Consider the following 16,256-nt stretch of genomic DNA (forward strand, 5'->3'; position numbering starts at 1 on the left):
CATTAACTGTTTTACCACTGCTTATTTTCTGACAGCATCTTCAGGTTTGGCCAACAAGCTATCCAGCTGATGTACAACACCATTATCCGCGCTAAAATCCATCACCCCTCTGCGTTGCACCGTTACAGCAGACACGGGAACCGTATTCCTGTCAAGCCTTAGAGAAACGACATAACTAACCTTTCGAACACCATTTTCCATGCCTTCACCAATATATATCTCTCGTTGATAGGGATCATTATAGAGCTTCAATAGCACATAGTTGGAGCTGTTCATCATATAGAATGCCCGGAAATCTGAAAAGAAATAATGCTGGTTATACAGGATATAACAGCCGAACAGGCGCGCTATATAATATTTCTCAGGATTGATAATTGCAATGTCCTGCTCATCCAGTTTCTTCGCTTTCAGCGCATCGTTGGTCGGCGCCAGGATGGTCCAGGGGCCTGGCTCCTTCAGCTGGTCCCATAAACCGAAACGTTTGAGCGCACCGACAAACAGGCTGTATTCTTCATGCTGGGACAGAATATCCTGTACGGTACCGGGTGTATACTTGATCACCTGTTGCAATACATGCAGCGTACCGTTTGTCAGGGTTACATTTTTCAATTCTGTGTAACAACCCTGGAAATAAAGATCATTCCGGTCCGCAACGCCATTTCTGGTGGCCATTGTCACCAGTATTTCCTTTCCGGCCAGTGTTTTGAAACGTACATCCACCGAGTTATCGGCGAGGTCGGTTTCCTGCAGTCTGCGTGGCAGTATATGCATTTGTACCATCAGCTTCACTTTTTCCACCGGCATTTTGGCCACGTCATTAACACTCATGATACCCATCTCATTAAAAGCCCTGTTGGTAGGAGCCAGTATGGTAAAGGGTCCGGGGCCATTCAGTTCGGCGGTCATGCCCGCCCGTTCAACAGCGGCGCAAAAAATGCTCAGGTCATAATTATTCTTCAGAAAATCGGCGGCAGCACGGTAATTCTTTAACTCCTGGTCGAACTCCAGTTTGTCGTGTTTACAGGCTGTAAACACCATCAGGAGTGCCGCTATTAATGTGGCAATAGCATGTTTCATAACAAATTATTTAATAGATCGGCGTAGGATATTTTCGTTGTATGGTAGTTAAATAAGCCCTGCCATTCACGATTTCAATGGTATTAACCGTAGCAAACGACTGGGGGTTATTGGTACCGGAGTGAATGTTAACAATCATATTCGGCACGGTGAGGATATCCCGTTCAAAGTTTGGTTTAGTACCATTGCCATAACAACTGATCACCGCATAGTTACCCAATACCTCCGCGGGGGCCTGGTCGTTGTACGGATTGTTTTCCGGGTTCATTCCCGGCGCCATCAGGGAAATACGTTGCCATGCAGTAGTCCGGATATTATCCGTACCATTCGACGCAAAAAGCGGGAAGCTGTAGTAAGGTTGCACTGCGTTGGAAGTATTATTCTGACGCAGGGAGGACATATACCGGAATTTATATCCCGGTACGGGTTTCGTCAGATCGTTGGCGGTAAAGAGCGAGAACCAGATATTCATCTCATCTTTCACACCGAACATCAGCAAACCTGATTGGGGTATTCTCTTCTTCAGTGATAAATCCGCGTCGGCAAAACCAACAGCACTCATGTTATAAAAATTCACGTATACCATGGAATCGGACAATGGCATTTTGTGAAAAATTTCCTGGCGTAACAGCATCCCATTTTCTTTGGTCTTGAAGTTTCTTTGCAGCACATGCAGCGTATATACTTCACGGCTGTCGAGCTGTAAAACCGTATCAATCAGCACTTTCTTTTTCAGGCGGTCTTCCAGCTGAAAGAAAGGCGTGTTGTTCACCGGCCGGAACATAAACATCACGCGGTGTTTACCGGAAGGTATCTGTGCCCAGCTGGACAGGTCGAAACCGTTGAGGATCGGACCTACCAGCACGCTTTCCTTGCCGGGATATTCCGGGTTTTTGAAAGAGTTGCTGCTACCGATGTGTGAAGGATATGGCGGTGCATATCCATCGCGCTGGTCCAGGAAATCGCCCACGATGGCGGCGCTGGTGGGCATACCGGAAGCATCCGTTTCCGGGTCTATCAGCATGGCCAGGAACGGTTGTTCTTCATCTTTATTTTCGATGCTCACTGTATAGTTCAGGTTATTGAACACACGCAGGTAAGCCGGATCATCGATCTTTTTATGTTCTATCTTGGCACAGCTGCCGAATACGACCAGCAGCCCTGCTATGACGATGGGAAATGTGAGTTTCATACTTCTACCGGTTATGTTTTACAATGATCATCTTCGCTTTGGTCCCTTCAGGAGCATTGGCGCCGTCTTTTCCGATCAGTGCGATGGAATAATAGCCCGGCTCCTGGTCGGGCACTCCGCCTCTGACATACAATTCTTTTCGGGCAACGAGGTCAGCACTTTTGATGACAGGCACCTGGGTGATCCATGTTCCGGGGAATACGCCCGGATTAGCCTGGAATGCCATGATCTCGTAAGGATCGAGCGCCATCAGTAACACGGCGTTAGCCGCGTCGTCAGGAATAATACCCGGCTTCAGGTTGGAGCTAACGCCATTACGGCCTATTGCCTGTCCGTTGATACCAGTGAAATTCACATTGGCGAAATCGGTACAGAAATTATAAAACCGGAACTGGAAAGGGTATTTGTACTGCGTCCACCAAAGAGAACCATCCTGACCATCTTTTTCGATCCTTGGAACGCTGCCGCTCAGGTTATTGGCCGCAATGGCGATCTGCGGAATACCTTTAGCATCGCTATATACCCAGGCGGTGTAGTTGCCACCGGGATCTACCATTTTTTTCGCGCTAGCCAGTACTTTACCTGCCGCGTCGCTTACTTCGATGGTAGCAGTACCGGTCACCACATTCGTGTATTCACCGGCGTTAGCATAGGCAATATTGTCACCCACTTTCACCCCATTCACTTTCAGCTGCAACGCACCGGAACCGGGCAGTACGTTCACCGCCTGCATACGGCCATAGGTCAGGTTTGCCGGATCAGCAATATCAGCGATGATCTGGAAAGCGTTCTGCATGAATGAACTTTCATCACCGGTAGATCCGTTGTTCAATTTATAAGGCAACTCGAATGTGGAGACTACAATGGTGTAGATACCACCAGGCTGGAAAGTACGTATAGGCGCATACGTTAATTTCATAGATACCGGGCGGGGTGCAGGTGAAGTCACGGTTTTAGTAATCGTAGAAGTGGCCGGATCTATCAGGTCCACAAACTCCTCACGGGGGCCACCGGTCGCCGTGACCTGTGTACCGGCAGCTGTCAGCACTTTGAACTGATAAGTACCATAGGGAACTTCCACGTATTCAGAATATTCCCCTACATTAACATTGGAAGACTTAGGATTCACCAGCGTTCCATCTGCGAAAGCGAGGGAAAGCGGACCCAATATCTTTTCCTGGGTTGCCTCCGGATGTTTAATATCACCAGACAGGTTCAGGATGCGGATTTTAAAATGGTCCGGACGGGAAGGCGCTTCCACGGAACGAGGTACCCGCAGCACTTCCGGAATATTACCCGTTGTATACACCGGGCCGGCGGTCACATAATAATCAGCCGGCTGGTTATAGTCTTCCTGCACATCGAACTCCGTTCTTGCCACAAATGGGTTCTGAGAGATGCCTTCTATTTTAAAATGGGCTTTTCCGCCCGCCTGTATAAATTGACGGGGCACCCACCAGGTACCGCCTAAACGCCCTTTATCAGGGAAGAACTTCGTAGCAGGATAACGTGATTTATCCTCATTTATCGGTAATATCACATAATTGGTCAGCGTATCGCCGTTGGCGATCAACTGATTGTAACCACCCAAATTCACAATCCGGACACTGGAATTGCTCCTCGTATCTTTATTGATCCGGTTGTCATAAAAATGGTCCAGTTTATCTTTTTTACAGGACGTGATAACACTGGCGGCCGCCAGCAACACCCCTGCTATGATGGAAATTCGTTTCATTTTCATTTTTTTATTCCGGGATAACCGTTACCGTTAGAACAGATTATAAGTAAAGCCGAACATGATCTCAGTGCCACGCTTAAAGCTGCGGTTAACGAACTTATTGCCGTACCATACGCCACCAGTGCCGGGTGCTGCGTATACCGTTTCTATAGCCGGGTTCAGGATATTTTTGGCATAACCTTTAAACAGCAGGCGTTTGGTTACCTGTTGGGTGAAGATGAAGTCCAGCACCGGTACCGGCCGGGTATACAGGTCGGGTTCGCCCGTCAGGTTGATCTGCACCAGGCGTTCGCCTACCATATTAAAAGTGGCTGTCAGGTCGGTACCTGATTTGTTGTTCTTGTAATTCAGCCACGCGTTTACGGAGTAAGGCGCCTGTTCAAACAGCGGGCTGTATTCCGGTGTATGGCGGTCCAGTGATTTATTGGCCGCATATCTTTCCGGTGTTTTTTTGATGAGGCTTTGCGCCAGCAACAGGTTAGAACCGAGGTTGAAGTTTTTCAGCGGAGCAAACAGTCTTCCCAGGTCTTTTACCACTTCCAGCTCCATACCCCACACTTTACCTTCGTTAGGATCGTTCTGGAACTGGATAGTAGGATACTCCGGATATTTGGCAGCCAGGCCGTCTGTTTTCAGGCTGAATACTTTCACCAGCTGATTCTGTATCCGTTTACCGAACAGTGACACGGAGATCACTTCTCCCCTGTTGGGGAACCATTCCCATCTGAAATCGAGGTTCTCCGTGTGCTGGTTCACCAGGTGAGGGTTACCTACTACGAGGCCCATCTGGAAAGCGTCAAATTCAAACACGTTGGTAATTTCCCGAAGCTCCGGCCTTGCCAGAGTAGTGTTATAGCCCACGCGGAAATTCATGGTTTCCACGGGTGTATAAGTCAGGTTAAAGGAGTAGAATGGCTTATAACCAGTCTGGTAGGCCGTGTTCGGGTTGATCAGTACCACGGGAATTTTGTTACCATCTTTATCAACCGTGGTCAGGGATGGGTCCAGGTATACGTCAGCAGTATCTACAGCAGATTGAATATTTGTTTTCTCGAAACGTACGCCACCGGTTAAACGCAGATTAGCGGGTAAACGCAGGTCCACCATACCATAGAAGGCATTGGTTTCAAAGAAACCGGAGTAGTTGTTAGGTGATTTCTGGCTATTGTAGAGGAAGCCGCCAACAGGATGGGCGCCTTCGCCGGTGCTACCGGTAGGCATTTTAATACCGATCATTTCCGGGCTCACCAAACGGTTCAGATTACCTTCTGTTACATACAGGGGATAAGCGCCCAGGGAAGAGAAGTTGGAACCTGGCAGGAAAAACATATTCTCACGGAAACTACGGTCACGGTTCAGATAGTTCACACCGGTTTTAAACTCCTGCTTTTTGCCAAACAACGGGAAGGGCAGTGTTACATCTGCTTTGTAGTTGTAGTTAGTTTCTTTCAGCCTGCGCCAGCGACGGCCATTGGGCTCTGCCTGGATAATACCATAGGTACCGTAACCATTCACATAACCGGAGTTGAGCGCATACAGGTGGTCGGTGTATGTATTCACGTACTGGCCTTCATAAGAGCCTCCTACAGGCTTTTGATAAAACGCGCCGTTACGGGGAGCATAGTCTGTGAGCGTCACAAAACGATAATCCGGATCATTCTGGGAAGAGTTGGAAGAAGCTACGTTATAGCTCAACCGCGGACTGTATTCGTTTTTCAGGAACTTGTGTTCGCCCTGCAGGTTGAAGGTATGCAGTGTACGGAAGGTTTGTTTCAGCGAGTAAATGGTGCTGGTTACATCACCCGGCAGACCGGTATACTCGTACTTTCCATACATGTTGACTGCCTGTGCTTCACTACCCCAGCTACCCAGGTACTGCATACTGATTTCATGACGGGGGTTGAACTTGTAAGTCAACCCCGTCAATAGTCCATAGTTGATTGTTTGTGTTCCGGTGTTCTCTTTATATGTTTGATATTTACCCATGAACAGGTTGTTCGGGGTAATATAGTTAGGGATGTTACGCGGGCTGTATACGTCCTTGTTACCAGTGATCACACCCTGATAAATGCTGTACTGGGTGAGGTCTCCGCCATAGATATCGGAAGAACGGCTGTAGTAGTTACCGCCGGCTACAATACCTAAGGTATGTTTATGGAATACTTTGTAGCTGTTACCGTAAGTAGCGGAGTAAAGCTGGTTCAGGGGTGCTTTACGGTATTTGGTGGTCAGTACCGGATCAAAGGAATTCATCAGTTTATTGATACGGGAGGCTTCCTGTTGCAATGCGGGGTTGTTAGGGCTGTTGATGATCAGCTGCTGTATCTGTGATAAACCACCGGGATATTGTTTAGACAGGCCGAGGAATTCGGAAGAGAGATCTTTTTTATTCACTTTGCTTCCGAAGAAACCCATGTCGCTGTTGTAGAAGCTGTTGACGCTGCCACCAGGACCGATATTGGAGTTAAAACCCGTTTGTGCGATGATGTTGAACACAGCGCTATCGGGAACTGATTTCGTTTTCAGTTCCACGATGCCTGCGGCGGCATCAGCCGGTTTATCCGGCGTAACGGTTTTAAAGATGGTGATATTATCCAGAAGGGAAGCGGGTACCAGGTCCAGCGGAATAGCGCTTCTGTCGGGATCGGAAGACGCCAGGCGCACACCGTTCAGCTGACCGATTACGCTGCGGTCTCCCAAACCACGGATAGCCACATATTTATCATCGGTGATGGTTACACCGGATACTTTCTGCAGTGCCTGTGTGGTGGTGATGCTGCCAGTACGTTCGATCTGTGCGGCAGATATCGCGTCCTGTACGATAGCCGCGTTTTTACGGTCCTGCAGTACGGCGATATCGGTATTGAGTTTACGGCGGGCGTTAACGGTCACTTCGCTGAGTTGTTTACTGGAAACAGTCAGCGTGATGATCATAGTACCGGCAGCATTGGCTTTCACTTCCCGGGTTTCATAACCGATGTAACTGATCACCAGTGTAGCATTGTTATGGGGAACAGTGAGGTTGAAGACGCCGTTCATATCCGTAGAAGCGCCGCCAGCAGCACCTTTCACGCGAACAGACACACCAGGCACCCCTTCTTTCGTTTTGCTGTCGATTACTTTACCATTGATTTTCACCGGCACCGGTTGCTGGGCGATAACTATGTATCCTTCCACCAGCTTGTATTCCAGACCGGTATTTTCCAGGATACCGTGCAGGGCGTCCTGGATGCGGATATCAGGGTTGTTGACGGTTACCTGCTTATGGGTTTTAGCCAGCAATTCTTCCGGTAACATAAACTTAACTTTACCTTCCTTTTCAATGGTCAGCAAAGCCTCTTTCAGTGCGGCTTTATGCAGCTGAAGACTTATTTTCCGGGTCAGATCCTGGCTATTTACATTTGCGGCCAAAAGCAATCCCACAGCGGTGAGTTGCAATACCAGCACGATAAATGAACATCTCATCAGGAAGTAAATTATGGGCTTCAGTCCTTCCCTTTTATGCACCGGGACGCCGGTTTGTTTTTTACCCGGACGGGCCCGCTGGCAGGCGAAGGCGGGATGCATGCTAAATCTTAAAGGATCTGTTTTTAATCCTTTTTCCATACTTTTGAATGTTACTGGTTAGTCCCGGTTTTCCGGGAAAATCTGGTATCTCTTTCATAGTGCCTGTTCGTCGTCCAAAACTTATCAGGCATCATGAAATCACTTTGAGACGTTCCCGTGTATTTGTCAGATACCGGGAACGTTTTTTTAGTTGTGTACTGTTGGTTACATAAGTTGGTTTTGCACGTTATTGAATGATAATTTTCCGGTTATCCGATTTGTAGGTAAATCTGCTGCCGGTGCTCAATACACGGAGCGTCTCCTCCAAAGGCCGGTTGGCAGACAGTGTAACCGTGATCCGCTTTTCTGCGGTAACAGCATGTTTGAATTGGATGGTCACATTATACCAGCGTTCCAGTACCTCCGCTACTTCCGCTAAGGTGTTGTTATTAAAAGCCAGGCGGGCATTTTTCCAGCCGGCAATGTCAGCTACCGGCATTTCCGCGATGGCAGCCTGCTGATCTGCCGGATTCCAGGTTACCTGTTGACCAGGGGTGAGCACCGCTACCGGCTTACGATCTGCATGTTCTACCTGTACCTTACCTGTTGCTACCGCTACCATCAACGGCGTTCCTTTAAAGGCATTGATTTTAAAAGAGGTACCCAATACCCTGGTTCGTACCGTACCGGTATGCACGATGAAAGGATGTGCGGCATCCTCACTGATTTCGAAAAAGGCTTCACCGATAAGGGTGATTTCCCGGGTGGGACCTTTGAATATTTCCGGGTACTCCAGTTTACTGTCAGCTCCCAGATGTATCACTGATCCATCGGCCAGTGTAATGACGGCACGTTGTCCTTTCGGATTTTGTTTCTCCAGGTTGGCCATCGCCATGGATGTTGTTGTAGACTGTTTCCGGTATTGATATATCCCGATGGTACCCAATGCAGACACCAGTATCGTCCAGATGGCAGCACGGCGCAGGAAGGAAAGGCGTTTTACCGGCCGCTGTATCAGCGGCGCCTGTTCGGGCGGCAGGGCGGCTATACGTTGACGTAGGGTTGCCTTCCATTCCTGCACCTGTTGTTCATCTACGCTTATCTGCTCCATCAACAGCATGTCTGCCGTCAACCGTTCTGTCAGTACTTCATCGAGTAATTGCTGACCTTCCGGTTGTTGGATAAAAGCGGCTACCAGCAGTTTCTCAGCTGCGGTGCAACGATTATCCAGGTATTTATTCATGAGTGCTTTCGTGATCGTGTTTGCCATGTTGATTATGATAAACCATCCTGTTATTTGCAGGTCCGTTCATCTATATAAAGGCAGAAAAGAGCAGGAGGGGCTAATGGGATTAACAGTGGTAACAATTACATAACATGAACGGCTATATTAACGCGTCCACCAATAAATCAGTACCGCCATGGTAACATCGGTATAGTCTTTCAGGTGCTCGCGGAAATGGCTCAGGGAAGCCTTGATGTGGTTCTTAACGGTAAACAGGGACAGGTTTAGTTCCTTGGCTATTTCGGCATGGGATAATTGTTCATGCCGGCTCATTTTAAAAACGCGCTGACGTTGGGGACTCAATTCATCCAACTTATCAAGATAAGCCTGATTCAATTCCTGGCAATCTATCCGGTTATCGGTGGCGGGGGTGACCAGGGTTTCGTCATCACAGGCCTGTTCAATGGGTAATACGGTCAATGACTTCTTGCGCAGCGTTTTGATCACGGCATTTTTAATGGCGCGGAACAGGTAGGGTGACAGTTGTACGTCAGCATCCAGTTGTTGTCTTTTTTCCCAAAGCCACAACATAAGATCCATCATCAGTTCTTCGGCGATACCCTTGTCCTGCAGATACTTGAAGGCATAGTGGTACAATCTTCCGGAATACCGGTCGAACAATACTTCGAATGCCTTCACATTATCAAGTCTGCATTCTTGCAACAGTGAATAATCTGATAAATTGTGTAGCGCTTCGCCCATATATTCATCCCAATTTTTCCAGTCGCAAACATAAGGGCAAAAAAACAGCAGGTATATTATCTAAACATTAAGTTTTATATGAGGTTCGCTGTGGCTATTAACAGCATTAAAAAAGCCGCTTTTTGCAAAGCGGCTTTTCTTGTTTTATTTGGTAATAGGTTTTCCCTGTTCATCAAAGGTTTCAATCTTTGTTTGGTTTTGTTTATCTACATAAATCTTAATTCTCACCTTTCCTTTGTTATCGCGGATAAACAGCCCTACTTCATCTTTCCAGGTACGGCCTACGAAAAGTCTTTCTGTACCAAACTTTCCTTCTGACGCCAGTTGAGCGTAGACCTTTTCGGATGCTTTCTCATCTTTGAGTGCTGCCAGGGAATCATGTATCTGGTTTTGACGAACCAATGTAAAATTATCCGGGCGGTCCCATAGTTTAAGTCCATAGGAACGGGCTTTATTACCTTCCAGATCCTGTTGATACTGTAGTTGCATGATCTGGTCATTCCGGTATTGGTCTACAGAAAACACCATACCAGCGCCATCTTTTTTGTCGGCATCGTACACCAGACCACCGCATTCATCACCAGCGGTATTGAAGAATATAAGGCCGGCCTGGCGTTCCCTGGCGGGCAGGCTTTTTCCTTCCGCCATCCCCGGATGTTGTCTTTCCTTATTGGAGATCACCATTTTCAGGGTACCATCTTTTTCGACGACATTGATTCTTTCCACGTCTATTTCCTGGAAACGTTGTTTGCCAAAATCATTGCGGAACGCCATGAAGAAAAAGGCGATCAGGACAGTAGTGAGAACGAGCGCATAGGCTTTTAAAAAACGGACTTCCCGTTGTAATTTTTCCATAAGCTGATTGATTTTAAATTGTGTGAAGGCTGTATCTACGAATGTTTCAGTGCAGGCTATACAGTAACTATCCGAAACAAAGCGACAGGCTATTGGCAGTAGTTTTTCCTGAGGTTGACATTAAGATAACATAGGGTTCAACACGCATAAAGATGGTATTTTTCACATAAAGCTAAGCACAAAACAAATATCATTTTTAATTTTTTAAATGATTCTTTATTCCCCCTCTATATGTCGCAAATCCCCCTTATTATTTATGAAATTTGGGAGTAGGTTTGTTACATGAGAAAACTGATTCTTCAAATGCAGCTGTCTATAGATGGCTTTGCAGCTGCCGGCAATGGTAACGGCAGCTGGATGGTATGGAACTATGGAGATAACTGGACCTGGGACACCGCCTTGCAGGCCTATCACACTACGCTGATGGCATCAGCAGATGAAATATTACTCAGCAGGAAAATGGCTGAAGAAGGGTTTATCAGTCATTGGGAAAATATGGCGGCGAATACCGCCAATCCTCAATCTGTATTTGCCGGTCATATCCGGGATGCCCGCAAAGTAGTATTTACACACACCCTGCAGGCCTCCCGTTGGCCCAATACCATACTGGCCCAAGGCGACCTGGTAACGGAAGTGAATACACGCAAACAACAACCCGGCGATAATATACTCGTATTCGGTGGCGTTGCTTTCGTATCCGCCCTGATAGCCGCCCGGTTGATAGACGAGTACCACCTGATCATCAATCCCACTGCCATTGGAAATGGAATGCCCATTTTTGACCAGCTACAGGGGATGCTCGGCCTGTCGCTCATCAAAGCAACGGCTTACCCCTGTGGTATCGTGGTATTACAGTACCGTTATACCGACTGATAGCATAACAGCATTACGCCTTTGTCCAGCTGTTGGCTGTCTACCAGCTGCAAACCGCTATGCATACCGTCGCCGAAGAAACGTTTGCCGTTGCCCATCATTACGGGATGCACCAGGAAACGATATTCATCAATCAATCCGGCGGCGGCCAGCGACTGGACCAGCGTAGCGCTGCCTTCTATCTGTATTTCCTTTCCCGGCTGCTGTTTCAGGCGGGCAATCTCCTGCTCCATATTGTTGCTGATGATAGTGGAATTTTCCCAGGCAGCGGTTTTTAAGGTAGTGGAAACCACATACTTTTCCACGCTGTTTAATTTGGCAGCAACGCCCATTTCGTTATTTTTCATGGAAGACCAGTACGGCGCCAGCATCTCGTAAGTTTTGCGGCCAAACAGGATGGCATCTGCCGCGAGGATACCGTCGCGGATATACTCCTGCCTTGCGCGGCTATCGTAGGGATTAAACCATTGTCCCATGCTTTCCGCATCAAAAACACCATCCAGTGTCATCCAGGTAGAAACGATCAACTTTCTCATATGTTATTTTTTGATACAAAGTAACGACACCCATTACCCCGGGTATAGAACAAACCCGACAATTTTCAGGAAGGAAAATCTGTAGCCGCCTGCTGGTATTCCAGTGGGGTAAGTCCCGTAAAATCCCGGAACGCCCGTATCAGATGGCTCTGATCGGCATACCCGTGCTGAAAAGCCACACCGGCCATATCTGTAAAACCATTGCGGCTGAGTTGCTGCAACGCGGCGTCAAACTGGCAGATACGGCCAAATGTTTTCGGCGATACGCCTACATGCAAATCGAACATGCGTTGCAGGGTGCGCTCCGTGACATAAAGTTCCTGTTGCACTTTCAGCATAGACAGGGCGCCATTGTGCTGCTGTATCAGCCGGGTAGCAAACAATACCGGCTGGTTCAGCTCCAGTTTCCGGGGAGCTGTGAGGCGCAACAGGTAGTCATTCATCAATGCCAGGCGTTGTTCCAATGATGCCGCATTCAGCAGCTGCTCGCGCAAATGCATACCCCGGGCAGGTTCAGCCAGACTAATATCTACACTCAGATCTGTTAGCTCTTTGGCGCTCCAGCCAAACAATGCTTTAAGCGTATGGGGATACAGGAAGAAGGCAATGATCAGCGCAGATCCGGATACCGGCAACAGGATGGGCCGTATGTTCTGCCCATATAACACCAGGTTATCCATTTTCACATGACTCGCGGTAAGCTGAAAAACTACACTGGGGTAACCTTTGGCAATTAAAGGCAGGGTGGTATCAACAGAAAGATTTTCACTTTCCAATACCACGATACTGCTCACATAATTGACCAGCGAAGGAAGCGGTGTGATCAGTTGTATTTTCATTTTACAGCCCCTAACACTAAGTTAAACTTTATCCTTCAACCCACCGAAGGTCATTTTTTATGAACCAATTAAATATTTTTTTGTAATTACGTATATGCCATATACACACTTTCTATACAAACGTTGGAATATCGCCTTACCCATCTGGAGCCTTGTAAGCCCGTTGATAGGGCTGGGAATCCTCTCGGTAGCCGGGAGTATAGACAATCCTTTCTTTTCCCTGCTGATGGCCGCTTCCCTGATCAGTATCGTTTTATCTGCGGTGCATCATGCAGAAGTAGTGGCGCATAAAGTAGGAGAACCTTATGGAACGCTTATCCTGGCGCTGGCCATCACGGTAATAGAGGTGTCGCTGATTGTTTCCCTGATGCTGAGTGAAGGGGCGGAAGGCTCCACACTGGCGCGGGATACCGTGTTTGCCGCCATCATGATACTATTGACCGGTATCATTGGCCTTTGTCTGCTACTGGGCGGCTATCGTTACAAGGAACAGGTGTTTATCAAACAGGGCACCAATGCGGCGCTTACCACCCTAACGGCAATCTCTATACTAACATTGGTATTGCCTAATTTTACCACTACCACACCCGGACCGGTATATTCCAACAGTCAACTGATATTCGTTGCCATTATCTCCCTGGTATTGTATGGTGGCTTTGTATCTGTGCAGACGGGCCGTCACCGTGACTATTTCCTTCCGGAAGACGAGGCTGCCGTTCATTCCGATCCACCTGGCAACCTCACCACCACTATCAGTATGCTTTTTCTCCTGATATCGTTGGCATTGGTGGTATTGTTGTCTAAAAAACTATCACCGGTTATTGAAAATATGGTTGTTAGCATGGGTGCCCCTAAGAGCCTGGTGGGTATTATCATTGCTGCTGTGATCCTGCTTCCGGAGGGAGTGGCAGCCATCCGTGCGGCCCGTCGTAACCGGTTGCAAACCAGCCTCAACCTGGCGCTGGGCTCTGCGCTCGCCAGCATCGGTCTCACGATACCCGCTGTGGCGATCGTTACCGTTTTGGCGGGTTTCAGTGTTACCCTGGGCATCGATACCAAATCTACCTTATTGCTGATTTTATCCCTGTTTACCATCAGTATATCATTCAATGCAGGCCGTACCAACATCCTGCAGGGCATTGTATTACTGGTGATATTAGCCACTTACCTGTTTACAACCGTTGTACCGTAAATTGATACCATGAAATACATACTTACCGACACCAACCCCAAGCTCGTTACAGCCTGGCGGGAATCATTTGCCGGAATTACCGCTGTGACGATCATCGAAGGAGATATCACCAAACTGAAAGCTGATGCTGTCGTTAGTCCGGCTAACTCCTTTGGTTTTATGGATGGATCACTGGACTATGCCTTGTCTGAAAGACTGGGCTGGGATCTGGAAAAGAGGCTGCAACAACAAATCAAACAGCTGCCGGAAGGGGAATTGCTGATTGGTACCGCGCTGACGCTGGAAACCGGCGACCCGGATATCCCCTACCTGATTTCAGCACCTACGATGCGAATTCCCACCAACTTCAATATCGATACGTCGATCAATGCCTATCTGGCGATGAAAGCTATTCTGCTTCATGCCAATCGTCATCCGGATATACATACAGTGGCTATTCCCGGCTTGTGTACCGGTGTGGGGCGTATGCAGCCTGCGATTTGTGCAAGGCAGATGTTTGTCGCCTATGAAGAAATTGTGCTGGGTAAAAAACAAGACTTTCAAAACTTCGGGGAAGCACAAAAATATCACTGGAACATCAACCCACAGGGTATGATCTGGACACACTAACCCCTGCGCATACGCTTCATTGTCTGCGCAGCAGGATAACGATACCGCTTACACGAAAACGTCAGACTTGTTGACCAGTTAGCAATTTCCGATAACGTGCAAAATAGAATGCCAGGGGAAGATGGAATGATACGAGCATTACACCGAACAGCATCATCTCTTCCTTGTCAAAAATTGTTACGAAAAAAAAGAGGGATACCAACAGTGGCGCCAGGAAAAAAGACAACAGGGACAAGAAAAGATTGTTTCTGACAACCGTCATTTTATTCAAAAAAATAGTGATAGTGGATAGTGCCATACAAATTACACAAAAAACAATCAACACATGACCTAACCCATATAAATCACTGTAACGGGCCGACTCAGACAATTCCACCGTTTCAAACCATAACAGTGAAATCACGCCACTACTGATCATTGCTGCAAATGCCGCACTTAAAACCATGCTTCTTAAATGATGGGCTTCCATGTGTAACAGGTAGATTAACAGCTTTAAATATAATCAATTAACATTTTCCTGATCGCGTAATTTTTTTTTCCGATTTCATAAATGCCGGGCAGGGACTTGTATTACCTTCATAACCGGGGGATACACCACATCCCCGGATTACAACGAGCAATAAATTTTCGTACGAACAAAAGCCGGCCATTTCTGGCTGGCTTCTTCACCACAGTTGCAGATATTTGGGTTATATTGTCAGCAGGCAAACATCCATCTTATCTAGTCAAATGATCCGATATTTTCTGGCCTGTTGCGGCCTGATACTAAACATCGCCTTGCAGGCCCAGGACTTTTATGGATACCGTCACCTGCAAATGTTCTTCCGGGGTGATACGGTAGACATGCTCATCAAATCAAAAAAGGGAGAAGAGCAGGTTAAAAAACCGCTGTTCCTTTTCTGCCAGGGTAGTTTACCACAACCACTGCTGATCCGGTATGAGCATAATGGGCAAACAGCTGTCACCAATGCATTTGTATTTAATCCGGACAGCCTTGCCCGGAACTATCATGTGGCGGTGATCAGCAAAGCCTATGTGCCGCTGGTAGCAGACCAGCGGAAACTCAATCCGGACTTTACCTACAGCGATAGCAGCGGACAATTTCCCCGTAAGTACCTCGAGCGGTACTACCTCGATTATTATGTGGAACGGAACCTCGCCGTTATCGCTTTTTTACAGCGGCAATCTTGGATTGCACGCAGTCCCCTGGTAGTAGCTGGTCATTCGGAAGGCAGCACCATTGCCGCCAAAATGGCCGCCAGCAGTCCGTTGATCACACACCTGATATACTCCGGCGGCAACCCGCAGGGGCGCATGCTCACCCTGATAGAACGGGAAAGGGCACACGAAACAGACAGTACCGGCGGTACCGGAGCGCTCTTTAACCGTTGGGAAAAAATCATCGCCGCCCCCCAAAACATGGACTTCTCCCAGGGCGATACCTACAAGGTAACCAACGACTTTTCCTATCCGCCGGTGCATTATCTCAGCAAACTGAAGATACCGGTGCTCATCACCTTCGGCACCCGCGATGCTGGCGTCCCCTACCTGGACATGTTCCGGTTAGAGATGATCCGGCAGCATAAACGGAATTTCTTTTTCCGCGAATACATCGGCACAGAACACAATTATTTCCCCTTAAAACCCGATGGCGAACCCGACTACAATGTTTTTAACTGGGACAAGGTGGCGGAAGACTGGCGCCAATGGTTATCAACACATTAAGCATTACTTTCAGCATAAAACTTTGACGGTATTTTAACACCGGCAACCTCTGCCGTGGTTAAACTTCCACGACTCTCTGTTGTCCAA

Annotated in this window: 14 protein-coding genes; 4 read left to right on the top strand and 10 right to left on the bottom strand. The window is 47.7% G+C overall.

The window, feature by feature from the left end; translation table 11 throughout:
* Positions 1–21: 21 nt before the first annotated feature.
* From ICL07_RS10995 to ICL07_RS11025, 7 genes are all read right to left on the bottom strand, one after another.
* Positions 22–1,077 carry a fasciclin domain-containing protein gene (locus ICL07_RS10995; protein WP_188087948.1) on the bottom strand — a complete coding sequence of 352 codons (1,056 nt, stop codon included), beginning with the start codon at positions 1,075–1,077 and terminating at the stop codon, positions 22–24.
* 10 nt (positions 1,078–1,087) lie between these two features.
* Positions 1,088–2,269, bottom strand: coding sequence for a hypothetical protein (locus ICL07_RS11000; protein ID WP_188087949.1), 1,182 nt, complete (start codon positions 2,267–2,269; stop codon positions 1,088–1,090).
* Between the two features lie 4 nt (positions 2,270–2,273).
* Positions 2,274–4,004, bottom strand: a complete 1,731-nt coding sequence (locus ICL07_RS11005) for a DUF4397 domain-containing protein (protein WP_188087950.1) — start codon at positions 4,002–4,004, stop codon at positions 2,274–2,276.
* Positions 4,005–4,037: 33 nt separating this feature from the next.
* On the bottom strand, positions 4,038–7,613 hold the full coding sequence (locus ICL07_RS11010; protein ID WP_223151801.1) for a TonB-dependent receptor: 3,576 nt from the start codon (positions 7,611–7,613) through the stop codon (positions 4,038–4,040).
* Positions 7,614–7,800: 187 nt separating this feature from the next.
* Positions 7,801–8,823: a FecR family protein gene (locus tag ICL07_RS11015; protein ID WP_188087951.1), complete on the bottom strand. Its 1,023-nt coding sequence runs from the start codon at positions 8,821–8,823 to the stop codon at positions 7,801–7,803.
* Between the two features lie 120 nt (positions 8,824–8,943).
* Entirely contained in the window at positions 8,944–9,477 is a 534-nt protein-coding gene (locus tag ICL07_RS11020; RefSeq protein WP_188087952.1) for an RNA polymerase sigma-70 factor, read from the bottom strand.
* 207 nt (positions 9,478–9,684) lie between these two features.
* Positions 9,685–10,395: a hypothetical protein gene (locus ICL07_RS11025; RefSeq protein WP_188087953.1), complete on the bottom strand. Its 711-nt coding sequence runs from the start codon at positions 10,393–10,395 to the stop codon at positions 9,685–9,687.
* A gap of 282 nt (positions 10,396–10,677) precedes the next feature.
* Between ICL07_RS11025 and ICL07_RS11030 the strand changes: the two genes are divergently transcribed.
* Entirely contained in the window at positions 10,678–11,268 is a 591-nt protein-coding gene (locus tag ICL07_RS11030; RefSeq protein ID WP_188087954.1) for a dihydrofolate reductase family protein, read from the top strand.
* Here ICL07_RS11030 and ICL07_RS11035 read toward each other — a convergent pair.
* Complete coding sequence (locus ICL07_RS11035; protein WP_188087955.1) at positions 11,256–11,804, bottom strand: dihydrofolate reductase family protein; 549 nt, start codon at positions 11,802–11,804, stop codon at positions 11,256–11,258. The two genes, ICL07_RS11030 and ICL07_RS11035, sit on opposite strands and share 13 nt — an antisense overlap.
* A 65-nt stretch (positions 11,805–11,869) precedes the next feature.
* Complete coding sequence (locus ICL07_RS11040) at positions 11,870–12,643, bottom strand: helix-turn-helix domain-containing protein (protein WP_188087956.1); 774 nt, start codon at positions 12,641–12,643, stop codon at positions 11,870–11,872.
* Between the two features lie 94 nt (positions 12,644–12,737).
* Between ICL07_RS11040 and ICL07_RS11045 the strand changes: the two genes are divergently transcribed.
* Positions 12,738–13,835, top strand: a complete 1,098-nt coding sequence (locus tag ICL07_RS11045) for a calcium:cation antiporter (protein ID WP_188087957.1) — start codon at positions 12,738–12,740, stop codon at positions 13,833–13,835.
* Between the two features lie 9 nt (positions 13,836–13,844).
* On the top strand, positions 13,845–14,444 hold the full coding sequence (locus ICL07_RS11050; protein ID WP_188087958.1) for a macro domain-containing protein: 600 nt from the start codon (positions 13,845–13,847) through the stop codon (positions 14,442–14,444).
* Positions 14,445–14,505: 61 nt separating this feature from the next.
* On the opposite strand, the gene ICL07_RS11055 is transcribed toward ICL07_RS11050, so the two are convergent.
* A complete protein-coding gene (locus ICL07_RS11055; protein ID WP_188087959.1) occupies positions 14,506–14,913 on the bottom strand; it encodes a hypothetical protein in 408 nt (135 codons plus the stop codon).
* Positions 14,914–15,173: 260 nt separating this feature from the next.
* On the opposite strand from ICL07_RS11055, the gene ICL07_RS11060 reads away from it, so the two are divergent.
* Positions 15,174–16,169 carry an alpha/beta hydrolase family protein gene (locus tag ICL07_RS11060; protein ID WP_188087960.1) on the top strand — a complete coding sequence of 332 codons (996 nt, stop codon included), beginning with the start codon at positions 15,174–15,176 and terminating at the stop codon, positions 16,167–16,169.
* The last annotated feature ends 87 nt before the right edge of the window (positions 16,170–16,256 follow it).

Origin of the sequence: Chitinophaga qingshengii (assembly GCF_014529935.1) — a bacterium.
In the GTDB taxonomy this organism is placed as follows: Bacteria; Bacteroidota; Bacteroidia; order Chitinophagales; family Chitinophagaceae; genus Chitinophaga; species Chitinophaga qingshengii.

What these genes read in the sequence shown, in the direction of transcription:
- ICL07_RS11000 (WP_188087949.1), bottom strand. Translation starts at nt 2,269, where the DNA reads ATGAAACTCACATTTCCCATCGTCATAGCAGGGCTGCTGGTCGTATTC.
- ICL07_RS11010 (WP_223151801.1), bottom strand. Translation starts at nt 7,613, where the DNA reads ATGGAAAAAGGATTAAAAACAGATCCTTTAAGATTTAGCATGCATCCC.
- ICL07_RS11040 (WP_188087956.1), bottom strand. Translation starts at nt 12,643, where the DNA reads ATGAAAATACAACTGATCACACCGCTTCCTTCGCTGGTCAATTATGTG.
- ICL07_RS11050 (WP_188087958.1), top strand. Translation starts at nt 13,845, where the DNA reads ATGAAATACATACTTACCGACACCAACCCCAAGCTCGTTACAGCCTGG.
- ICL07_RS11030 (WP_188087954.1), top strand. Translation starts at nt 10,678, where the DNA reads ATGAGAAAACTGATTCTTCAAATGCAGCTGTCTATAGATGGCTTTGCA.
- ICL07_RS11025 (WP_188087953.1), bottom strand. Translation starts at nt 10,395, where the DNA reads ATGGAAAAATTACAACGGGAAGTCCGTTTTTTAAAAGCCTATGCGCTC.
- ICL07_RS11035 (WP_188087955.1), bottom strand. Translation starts at nt 11,804, where the DNA reads ATGAGAAAGTTGATCGTTTCTACCTGGATGACACTGGATGGTGTTTTT.
- ICL07_RS11055 (WP_188087959.1), bottom strand. Translation starts at nt 14,913, where the DNA reads ATGGAAGCCCATCATTTAAGAAGCATGGTTTTAAGTGCGGCATTTGCA.
- ICL07_RS11060 (WP_188087960.1), top strand. Translation starts at nt 15,174, where the DNA reads ATGATCCGATATTTTCTGGCCTGTTGCGGCCTGATACTAAACATCGCC.
- ICL07_RS11005 (WP_188087950.1), bottom strand. Translation starts at nt 4,004, where the DNA reads ATGAAACGAATTTCCATCATAGCAGGGGTGTTGCTGGCGGCCGCCAGT.
- ICL07_RS11015 (WP_188087951.1), bottom strand. Translation starts at nt 8,823, where the DNA reads ATGGCAAACACGATCACGAAAGCACTCATGAATAAATACCTGGATAAT.
- ICL07_RS11045 (WP_188087957.1), top strand. Translation starts at nt 12,738, where the DNA reads ATGCCATATACACACTTTCTATACAAACGTTGGAATATCGCCTTACCC.
- ICL07_RS10995 (WP_188087948.1), bottom strand. Translation starts at nt 1,077, where the DNA reads ATGAAACATGCTATTGCCACATTAATAGCGGCACTCCTGATGGTGTTT.